The organism is Pseudoflavonifractor capillosus (assembly GCF_016899775.1).
Lineage (GTDB): Bacteria > Bacillota > Clostridia > Oscillospirales > Oscillospiraceae > Lawsonibacter.
In genome coordinates this window covers 1-10,521 of sequence record NZ_JACJJE010000079.1, presented here as the reverse complement: position 1 = coordinate 10,521, position 10,521 = coordinate 1, and the positions used below count along the sequence as shown (strand labels likewise).

The window sequence follows — 10,521 nt, the reverse complement described above, 5'->3', positions numbered from 1 at the left end:
GTGCTCATGCCCGGGGAGGTCTTCTCCTATAACAACACCACCGGCAGCCGCACCGCCGACAAGGGCTATCTGGGGGCACCGGTGTACTCGGGCGGCGCGTCGGTGGAGGGCATCGGCGGCGGCATCTGCCAGACCTCCTCCACCATCTACTACGCCGTCCTCCACACCACCCTAGAGATCGTGGAGCGCCACGCCCACATGTACGCTGTGGAGTATGTGCCCGACGGCATGGACGCCACTGTGTGGTACGGCTCCTCCGACTTCCGCTTCAAGAACAACACCAACTACCCGGTGAAGGTGGTCACCGAGAGCTATGACAAGAACGGCAGCCGTTATCTCACCGTGAAGATCTACGGCACCAACGAGGACGGCCGCTATGCGGTGCCTCAGCGGACCCAGTATGACTGGATCACACCCACCACCCAGTACAAGGCCGACAGCTCTGTGCCTCGGGGCACCACCCGGGTGGACAGCGTTCAGAACGCATACCGTGGCCGGAAGGCCCAGACCTACCGGTATATCTATGCGGAGGACGGCACCCTGCTGGAGAAGCAGGATATGGGGGGCAGCAGCTATAAGATGCGGCCCACCACCATCCTCTATAATCCTTCTGATGTGGCTAATAATGACCAGCATATTTCGGAAAACCGTTTACCGGCCACGGAAGATTCAAAGGTATCGGATCTTGTGCCATTAGAAATAGAATAATAGAAAGGATGCTGATTATAACTATGAGCAAAGTAACAAAAAAGATAATTTCTGCAACACTCATATGTACATTCATTGTAGGAGGAATCACTTGTACATCGCTGGCGTATCAGGGAGTGCTTGACCAGAAAATTGATGAAGAATGGACCTACATAGATGATTCGTACTATTCTCTCGTAAAAGTAGAAAAATCAGCACCTATTTTAGTAAAACGTCTTCAAAAAAGTGATTATGATGATATCATTGAACAGTTAGTTGATACTTCAATTGAACCAGATACGGCTGCTGCTCGTATTGCTGCCTCTGATCCTGATGCAGTCCTACCTGATAATATGTTGCCAGACGGACGGTTTCTCCGAGAAGATTGGCAAGAATTATATGAGGGACTTATCAGTAATGCATCAGAAATTAAGACGCTCAATATTAGGGAAGAGAACAGCGTGACATTAGAAAACGTAACCGTACGCAACAAAAAAATTTCTGGCAGTAATAGCGATTTAAATGATATGAGTGTAAAACTTATCTCTACTGATAATGGAGCGCTTGCCCTGCCAAACAGCCTTGATAATACAAGTTCAACTTTTTCAACTATACCGAATAGTAAAAGTGTTCTTTACGCAACAGAAAATGAACTTGTGCAGATTGGATCCAATGGCACTTCCAATATTGTGTCTCCGGAGGTTTATGATGGCAAAACATACGAAGATTTAGTTGCTGAGTCTATTGAGCTATACGGTGAAAATCGTGCTTTCTGGAATGGCCAGACCAATGTTGCTCCTGATGGAACACATGTTGCATATGTCTCTAATAAAGCAGATATTCAGGGCACATGGGATTTGTTTGTTTTAAATCTAAATACCGGTGTGGAGACTCGACTTTGCGATGATTCTACTATGGATTATTTTGTGGAGCAGTGGTTAGATCCAGAACATATTTTATGTATGAAGGTTCACGATTCTGGGTATGAATATGTGGTGGTAAGCCAGGATGGGCATGAGCATGAGCTCGATTTTGCAACAGATAATCCGGTTATCTTGGGGGTAAGAAATGGACTAATTGCATACGGCAACGACGCTAATGATATTATCTATATTGGAAAATATAATAACTCCCCACAATTAGAAGAAGTTGCCGAATTTAAACTGGAGGGTACCTTCAGAATACGACCTGGCATCGATCCTTTTAGCCCGGATGGTAAAAGCTTTGCGTACATACTGGTTCCAGAGAATAACTACTATGGAAGAGACTTGGTTGTCGTCGACTTAGATTCCATGACCACAAAAAGTAATCAAACTATTCCAGTTGGCACAAAAACAACAAATAGTGTATTGGAATTTGATTGGATAGATAATACTGATCTTCTTACCTCAGTTATTTCTAACGACTCACAGACAATTTCAAGTTGGATTTATCATTCGAAATGAGGTGCTATAAAGTGATAAAGAAACGATTTGTTGCATCTATTTTGTGTATTCTTACGCTATTTGCAATACCATTACAGTCTTATGCATATTCGGATTACAGCGAAACATTCATCGGCCAACCAATCGATGGAACAACCCGTTGGGTATCGCCGCTGAAAAGTGGAACTAATTATTACTATGCTACAATTACATCGAAATGGAATGAGCAGCGCACAGTTGGAACCACTCCTCATGTTGGCATCGACCTTAGTATCTCACAGACAAAAACGGTCGTCGCAGTTACATCAGGCACACTTAGAAAAGATACATCCACTAAGGGAAGCAAATATAATAATGTGACATTAGATACAGGCCATCCTACAAAAAAAGTATATTGCCACTATGAACATTGTTCGTTGTTGCAAGCGGATGGATATTATAATCAAGGTGACAAAGTAGCAACAGGTGGAAAATATGGAACAGAAGACCCCCATCTCCATTTTGCAGCGTATGATACAAATAATTTAGATACCCGGAAAGGATATCGAAATGAAACTCTATACAGAAGTGCAAGTAGCTGGAACTACGGGAGAAACTGTGACACATTTTCACAAATGCAGTGGAATAATAACACAGCATCGGTAACGCTTGTATTTAGTGGAAGTGGTAATACCCATACTGAAAAGCCATCCGCTGCACAAATTTATTATCGTGTTCATGGAACGACTAATTGGCTTGGCCCCTATAATATGGTTAATTCTTCTGGATATACTTACACATACAATTTTAGGAATCTTGTTTCATCGGGAACAGAAATAGACTGGGTTGTGCGTTATAGGCGGTCAAGCCCTGCGAAGTATATGTGGGCACCAGCTAAGTTCTACAATCCGTCTTCTGATCCAAATGGCTCGACGCTGAAGTGGGCATATGCAACAAATACAGTCCAATATTAAACCAATTTAACTTGTAATTGGTCATAGTAAATGGGAATTTTCTGTTTATAGATACAAATGGGGAATGTTAAATGCATTCCCCATTTGTATAAAATAAGAATTTACATCTTGACTGGATTTCTTCAAAAATAAGAAATGCTTATCATCCCATCTTTAAATTGGAGGATAACATGAAGAAATATTTTTTAATACCCTTTTTCGCTATAATTCTATTTTCTACCTCTTGCCACAACCTAGGAGATGGTTCGAAAACTGAAATGCTTCAGCTTTCTCAAGACAACTGGAGATTGAATCAAGAGGAAATCTCTATCTGTGAACTTAGTTTACCTGAACTATTTAACGGTTATACATATCAGGATTCTTTAAATATCGCACTAAGTAATATTGAGAATCCATCTTATGAGCTTGTTTGGGGAGAACCTACAGTTGTTTCGCCGAACAAAGAATATGCTGTTTATATTTCAAATAAAGCTGATTTAATAAACGGGAATTTTTCTATTATGCTATTTAATACAATATCAAACGAAGAAATCGTCTTGATTGATCTTAAATCTCAAATACCCGCATATCCTTTATGGTGGATCGATAACAAACGATTCGTTTATGAATATGATGAGAATTATTACGTTTGCGATATTGAGTCGCCCTCAGACTCGTCTAAACTTACGTTGTATGGAGACCATCACACCATACTTGCGTATGATTTAGATACTGTTATGTATATTGAAAACGAATATGAACCTGAGCACGCAACAAGACAAATTGCAGAGATTACAGACGACAATCGATGTAAAAATATAGCTACCTTTACAGATGACCAAGGTATGTTAATGCTAGAAAGTGCGTTGAGTGATACCCTTCATCTTGTTGCGATGAAGGGACGGGTATCAGAAGATTCTGGTGCAAGATATGTGATAATTTTCGATTATGAACAAAATAAGTACGCCAAACTCCCTCCTCCACAAATAAATAATGCGCAGACAATTAATGCTATTGATTTTTCTTGGCAAGGAGGAGATTTGATGGTGAGATACAATGTTGATGGAATTGAACAGGAATGGATTTATCGTTTTTAACATAAAAGTGGTTCCCCACTCTAATAAATAAACTGAGTCTTATTCACATAGGATGGGTGCCGATTTCTATCAGGATCTATTTTCCTTTGTGGAGTGCCTTGAGTTAATCATATGCCATTATTGCCTAATCTATCATCTGTAGAGACTGACTGCAATCATTCTTTCCTCGTACTCTTTCCTGTAATTCTATTCCAGCTGGCCTCTATAGTTAATGGATGGGGATTTGCAGACTAAACGGTTGGCTTACCAAAAGTGGCGTAAATACATAAAGGGGTAGTTTTGTTCTCTGATTCTCTGAGTATGATGAGTCCTTACCCTGAGTCCTTCTGCCCGGTCCACTCTGACCCTACCCCTAGTCCACAAAAAAGGTGCAGTGTTCCCTTGGCGGAGCACTGCGCCTTTTCACGTTATTCTCACTTTAATATGCGGTACAGATTGGAGGTGCATCCCCCATTTTCCCGGTATCTGGGGCGCTTTTCGATCCATCCCAGACGAATCAGATCCTGGAACGCGCGTTTTACTGTGGAGCGGGACAAATGTAAATCCCGAGCAATGCTGCCTATGGCGTACCAGCTTTCACCGTCTTTGTTGGCCCGATCATAGAGATAGAGGCATACCATCTTGGCCCGGGAACTTAACTCTTGGTCGCCGTATATGGCATTAAAGAAACTCACGCAGGCCCCTCCTCCCGCTTCTGCGTATTGTAGTCCACCATTTGGGAGGAATTCTCTTCATCCACACACTCTGTTTGCTGCCTTTGCTTCAGATCATGCAGGATTGCATGAATCAGTTCTTGCTTTCCTGCATAGGTCACTTTCCGTGCGGCTCGCTCTGGAGTTTGGTATGGTTCCTCAAAGGTGATTCCCCACTCCAAAAATAGGCGGAGCTTTGTCCGCATGGGATAGGTACCGGTCTTCATCACGATAAATTCCCCCTTCGGGAGCGCCTTGAGCTCATCCGGCGTCATTAACGCCCGTTCCATCATCTGCAGAGACTGGCTGGGATCATTTTTCCCTTTGGAGACAGAGCCGCTCATCACAGTGCGGCTGCCCAAGGCTTTGGACAACACCTCGGCGGTCTGGGAGTTGGGGGCAAAGCCTCCAAAGATCGTATCCTGACAGTTGTCCGCCAATATTTCCGCGCCCTCTTTCCCATAATTCTTTTCCAGCTGGGCCAGAGACTGAATAATGGGCACCATGGTCAATCTCCGGGAGCGCCCAGCAGAAAACAGAGATAGTACATCAAAGGGCGGCATCGTGCCGAACTCGTCGCACAGAAATACAACCCGATTGGCCAATTTACCGCCGCGTTTTTCCGCCACGGTAAACAATTCGCGGCTCAAATTTTGGATCAATAGACCGGCCATGAAGTTTTTGGTGCTGTCCTCCTCGGGTAAGACCAGAAAGATGATACACTTCTGCGAGGCAAAAGTTTCTGCATCAATGGAGCTGTCAAAGCAGAGCACCTGCTCCAACTCCGTATCCAAGAATGCGTTCAGTCGGGACAATACCGTAGACATGACAGAGGCCATAGCCTGATCCGAAGTATGCAGGGCAGAGGCAGCCAGCATCCGGGCTTTGTGGTCATCCGGAAGGAGGCTCATCAGCGCCTGGAAACCATTCCGTCCACGGCTTCTGGGATCAGGGGCCAGGAGATCCTGGATCAACTTGAACACAGATACAATGTGGCGGACATCCGGCTCTTCTTTGCCCGGCGGCAGATACTGGGCCAGCAGCAGCGTGACCGAGGCCATCAGGCCCTCGGCCGCTTCGTAGAAATAGCTGTTCTCCCCGTACTGAGCTGCGTCACCCGAGGGGTTGATGATGGATTTGGCCAGGATCTTGGTGTACTTCTCTGCCGCTGCCGCATAGTCTATCGCGTTTGGAAATTCCCGGAACAGATCCATGTAGTGATTGATCAGGGTCAGCAAATTGTATCCGTCAGAATGCATTGGATTCCGTAAGTCGATGACCGAAACCCTATAGCCGTAGTATTTTTCCGCAATGGTACCATAGTTTCTGGCCAAGTCGCCTTTCGTATCCAGAGCGAAAATACTCATTCCGCTGGCACAGGCATACTCTAGGTTGGGGTACAAGAAGAACGCTGTCTTACCCACGCCGCTGGCCCCAATCATAAGGCAGTGGATGTCGTCGCAGTCCACCAGAGCATGGATCGTTTTGTGCTCCCAGAGCCGTTTTGGTATCGGCGGGTGAATAGTCCTGCCAAACAAATGCAGTTCCGGCTGCATAGGCGGCTTTCCGACAGAACCAAGGACCAGCCCCTGGGCTTGGGGATGCTGCTTACCGTTTCTCCACGCTTGCGGCGTGAACGGAATATTCTGATAGGTCTTGGAGATCTCTTTCGGAGTTGCCCAGCGTGCGGTTCCATACTGACCATCTCCCACCGTGCGGCTCTTGATGTTGTCTAATGTGTAATGCTGGGAGAGCATAGCCAGTCCACCGATTACAATGATCGCTGCCGCGGCAAACAAAATCAGCGGCCATACATTGTCCTGCACTAGATCACCTCATTCTCATTGCCATGCCTTGCTTTGGCGTTTCCCGCAGCACGCACAGATCATCGTTCCAGTCCTTCCGCTCCGGGATCAGACGGTCTGAGGCGATATGGAACTGCTCCCCTATCTGTTCCGCCATCCGCAGACTGGCCTCATGTCCGGCCCGGTCATTGTCCAGGCACAGGTAAACCGCCTGGGGAGTTTTCATCCGCTGGAGCATGGTCAGCACCGGAATGGGGGACGTCCCGCAGCAGGCCACATAGCTGTGTTCGTTCCAATCCTCTGGGTAGAGGGAGAGATACGACAGAAGGTCAATGGGCGCCTCAAATACAAACAGGCATCCGTCTCTGCCCAAGTGGTGGAAGCTGTATCGGGGATCGCTGCCCTCCACGTTTTGACGGAATACCTTTCCAGTGCTGTTGGTGCTCCGCTTGTGTGCATGGCGGGCAGTGCCGGTCTCATCCTTACCGACAAACACCACATTGTGGTACTTTTCATCTTCATAGAGCAGTCCCGTCCGTGCGAAGTGTGTGATCACATCCCGGTCAATGTGCCGGTGCTTCATCAGGTAGGCGTACACCCGGCGCATATCCCGGTTGGGGGGAGGCAACGCAAACGTTTTGGAAGACGGCGGGGTTTTCTCCCTTGCCTGCGGATAGCATTGGCCCTGCTCCTCGCCTAGGAGCATCGTCACCGCCTCCGGAAAGGTCATTCCGTAGTGCGTTCGGACAAAATCAATGGCGTGGCCGCCGGTTTGGGTCTCGTGGTCAAACCACTCGCTGCCCCGGATGGTCACACTGTGGTCGGAGTCCAGCCGATAGTCCCGGCCGGAGGGAAGGAGCTTTTCCCCCTGCCGCCGCAGGAACTCAGCCAGATCCACCTCGTTGGCCTGGCGTTTCTGATTTTCTGTAAAGTAAATAAAGGTTCCCATAGACACACCTCGCATCGCTATCATTTTAATTGAATTTCCTCATTCTCATGGTCATCGGCCTTATGGCCCATGGCCATTTTCTTTTCCAAAAGCTGCCGCCGGCGTTTGCGGTCAATTTGAAGGCCGCGCTGCATGGTGTCCGTCAGACAGCGATCTTCAAAGATCCTGCCCATGTGGTAGAACATCCGGGAGACTGCCGCAGCTACATTAGATCCTTTTTTCTGCTCTAATGGCTTGGAGCGCTCCGGCGCAGCAGAACGGATGGAGTCATCCTCCCTCGGCATCTCTGCTTGATTCCCGTCAGGTTGAGTGTTTGGCGGTTCTGAGGCATTCGGTATCTCTGCTCGCTCCTGCGAAAGATCTTCAGAAATTGACTCAGTCTGCGACAGCCGCAGGGCCTCCTGGATCACCATGTTGCGCACAGCTTTGAACTCTTTCTGCTGAGAGAGCGGCACGTGCCTGGGCGGCTGTTCGGAATAGGTGCGGCAGATCTCCTCCTGCATCTGATACCACAAATCGTAGGCGGCGGCCACACGCTCATCCTTGGCCAGCTCATCCACAATCTCATCCACGATGGCCTTCGTCTTGGGCGGCAGGTAGCCGTACACCTTTTTACCCTTTGTGGTTTGGAGCCGCAGAGCGAGTGCAGTAGTTAGCTGTTCCAAATGCGGGTTGTCTCTATCACCATTCCGCATCTGTCGAATCAGCTCCTCCATCGCCAGCCGCGCCTCCCGCTGGATGGAAGCCCGATACTCCGTCTTCTGCTCATAGACATGGAACAGGTCGTCCCGAAAAATTCTTCGGGCGAAGGCGGACTTGACCTGCTGGATGCCCTGTTTTGTCAAGTATCCCTCCTTGGGATCTGAGGAGAACACCACCATGTGGATGTGGACGCTTTGCTCTTTCCTGTGAAAGGCGGCATACCAGCGCAGGTGGTCCGGCGAGATTTTATACCCCTTTGCGATGTCTGAGAGGCAGGCATTGACCAGTGCGCGCCAGTTCTCCGCCGTGTCATAGCCCAGCCGTTCCGCGTCCTCCCGGCGGATGGCGACCACCGGCGTCCACACATTTCCTGTGTGATCCGCCACCTCCCGAATCGCTTGGGAGAGGTTCTGCACCTTGCCGCCCGGCCCCCAGAGGCCGTGCTCCCCCTGGAGCTCTACGCCGGGACGGTGCGCCACATAGTCCAGGTAGTTCTCCCGCTGACTCATGGCCTCCACAAAATCCTCCCGCACCTGCTGGATAAAGATGGAGGCAGTTTTCCTGGTGGGGTTGGACTGGTAGTCCTCATACTCCAATAGTTCTTGTGTTTCTGGGAAATCCCGAAGGAGACGGCGGATGTACTCCTTCTGGTTTCTCGTGGCAGGACGGTCTCCGTGCTCCTCCGGGAGCACCTCCACACCGGGGCGGGTCGCCACATACCGGGTGCGGTTGGCCAGCTTGGCTGCATCCCGACCGCCCTTCAGATAGGGAGACATGAAACGGATGCGGCTCACTGTCCGTCATCCAGAAGCCGCCGCTGCTGGTCCAGCGCGCGGTCGAAGCTGATCTGTCCATTGGTGCGCTTCACCTCGTCCACCGCGTAGGCGCGCAGTTCCCGCCGGTTGATGGGGTCGGCGCGGAAGTGAGCGGCGATGGTGTGGCCCATCATGTTCAGCTCCACACACCATTTGAAGATCATGGTTCGCAGCCGGTTGGAGTTGTCCGCCACGATTCCCTGGAGCGTATCCACCAAGGCCTGGGACAGGTACTCTGAGGTATCCTCTGTGGCCAGGTAGCCCATGTAGAACCGCAGGGCTTTTTCGATGAACTCACTGCGGGTGCTGCAGTTGTCCTCCTCCAGCCAGCTGTCCATGCGGCGGATCACACCGGGAGACAACCAAACCGCAGTCCTCTTTTTATTTTCGTCCGACATATCTGCTGCCTCCAATCAAAAAATTTCTTGAAGAGTGGTTGAGGGTGGGGTACAATAGAGATACCAAGTAGTGCATCGGGAGGTGTCTTCTGTGAGTAAAATCTACACGGTGCCAGAACTGCAGACCGTACTTTCGCCCATCTTTCGTGAGCATGGAGTGAAGAAAGCAACCCTGTTCGGCTCTTATGCTAAGGGAGCCGCAACCTCGCACAGCGATGTAGACCTGCTGGTGGACAGCGGCCTGCGCGGCTTGGCGTTTTTTGGTTTGCTGGAGCGGGTGAGCGAGGCTCTGGAAACGCCGGTGGACCTGATCGACGTGACCCAAATCGAGAAGGGGTCTGAGATTGAGCGGGAGATTCAGAGAAGCGGGGTGGCTCTGTTTGAACAATAAGGACCAAATCGTTCTGCGCAAGATCCAGGGACACATCGAGTCCATCCTGCGCTACTGCGAGGGCATCCAAAGTTTTCAGGAGTTTCAGAGCAACTCCATGCGGGTGGAAGCTACGGTGTTTAACCTAATGCAGATCGGTGAGCTGGCGAAGGAGTCGCTCAGCGATGAGGTCAAAGCGCATCTCACCACGATCCCGTGGCCGCAGCTGTACGGCATGCGCAACCGGATCGTGCACGGGTACTCCGGCGTGAATATGAACATCGTGTGGGATACGATCCAGATGGACCTGCCGGACCTGCTGACCGAACTGCGGGCTATTCAGGCAGGCGCAGAGTAAGAAAAGAACGCGAGATCAGGAGAAAATCTCCCGGTCTCGCGTTTAGCTGTTTTTGCGCCCGTGACACAGCGCAACCCCTTGCCGCACCGCAGATTCAGGGGTTAACGACCACCTCAAACCGCAGAATCCCGCGATTCCGACCACCTAGGCCGAATCCGGGAAAGCCCCGCACTGCGGGGCTTTGTGGGTGGGAGGCGGTCGCTTGCGACCACCTCCCTTTATCCTCGTACTAAAATCGAACGCCCCCAATCCCGGGGAAATTTGCGGAAATCTGCCCAACAGGGCCTCCTAT

Annotated in this window: 11 protein-coding genes; 6 read left to right on the top strand and 5 right to left on the bottom strand. The window is 49.6% G+C overall.

The genetic code is table 11. The annotated features are described in order from the left end of the window. The 4 genes from H6B31_RS15355 to H6B31_RS15340 form a co-directional block, all read left to right on the top strand. Positions 1–708 (top strand): VanW family protein (locus H6B31_RS15355; protein WP_204899303.1); only part of this gene is annotated, 708 nt, incomplete at its 5' end. 23 nt (positions 709–731) lie between these two features. Beyond that, the gene (locus H6B31_RS15350) at positions 732–2,132 is read left to right on the top strand and encodes a TolB-like translocation protein (RefSeq protein WP_204899302.1); all 1,401 of its coding nucleotides are present in this window, start codon (positions 732–734) and stop codon (positions 2,130–2,132) included. Between the two features lie 11 nt (positions 2,133–2,143). Beyond that, positions 2,144–3,064 carry a peptidoglycan DD-metalloendopeptidase family protein gene (locus H6B31_RS15345; RefSeq protein WP_204899301.1) on the top strand — a complete coding sequence of 307 codons (921 nt, stop codon included), beginning with the start codon at positions 2,144–2,146 and terminating at the stop codon, positions 3,062–3,064. 170 nt (positions 3,065–3,234) lie between these two features. Next, complete coding sequence (locus H6B31_RS15340) at positions 3,235–4,140, top strand: hypothetical protein (protein WP_204899300.1); 906 nt, start codon at positions 3,235–3,237, stop codon at positions 4,138–4,140. A 413-nt stretch (positions 4,141–4,553) separates the two neighbouring features. Here H6B31_RS15340 and H6B31_RS15335 read toward each other — a convergent pair whose 3' ends face one another. The 5 genes from H6B31_RS15335 to H6B31_RS15315 are packed head-to-tail and all read right to left on the bottom strand — an operon-like array spanning position 4,554 to position 9,501. Beyond that, positions 4,554–4,814, bottom strand: a complete 261-nt coding sequence (locus tag H6B31_RS15335; RefSeq protein WP_204899299.1) for a helix-turn-helix domain-containing protein — start codon at positions 4,812–4,814, stop codon at positions 4,554–4,556. Further along, positions 4,811–6,658: a type IV secretory system conjugative DNA transfer family protein gene (locus tag H6B31_RS15330; protein ID WP_346014101.1), complete on the bottom strand. Its 1,848-nt coding sequence runs from the start codon at positions 6,656–6,658 to the stop codon at positions 4,811–4,813. Before H6B31_RS15330 ends, H6B31_RS15335 begins: the two co-directional genes overlap by 4 nt. Positions 6,659–6,662: 4 nt before the next feature. Next, positions 6,663–7,586, bottom strand: coding sequence for a DUF3991 and toprim domain-containing protein (locus tag H6B31_RS15325; RefSeq protein ID WP_204899298.1), 924 nt, complete (start codon positions 7,584–7,586; stop codon positions 6,663–6,665). A gap of 20 nt (positions 7,587–7,606) precedes the next feature. Next, a complete protein-coding gene (gene mobP3, locus H6B31_RS15320) occupies positions 7,607–9,064 on the bottom strand; it encodes a MobP3 family relaxase (protein WP_207752359.1) in 1,458 nt (485 codons plus the stop codon). A 14-nt stretch (positions 9,065–9,078) separates the two neighbouring features. Further along, positions 9,079–9,501, bottom strand: coding sequence for a hypothetical protein (locus tag H6B31_RS15315; RefSeq protein ID WP_204899296.1), 423 nt, complete (start codon positions 9,499–9,501; stop codon positions 9,079–9,081). A gap of 70 nt (positions 9,502–9,571) precedes the next feature. Here H6B31_RS15315 and H6B31_RS15310 point away from each other — a divergent pair, with 70 nt between their 5' ends. Beyond that, positions 9,572–9,892: a nucleotidyltransferase family protein gene (locus tag H6B31_RS15310; protein WP_346014100.1), complete on the top strand. Its 321-nt coding sequence runs from the start codon at positions 9,572–9,574 to the stop codon at positions 9,890–9,892. After that, complete coding sequence (locus H6B31_RS15305) at positions 9,882–10,229, top strand: HepT-like ribonuclease domain-containing protein (protein WP_204899295.1); 348 nt, start codon at positions 9,882–9,884, stop codon at positions 10,227–10,229. Before H6B31_RS15310 ends, H6B31_RS15305 begins: the two co-directional genes overlap by 11 nt. Positions 10,230–10,521: the final 292 nt, after the last annotated feature.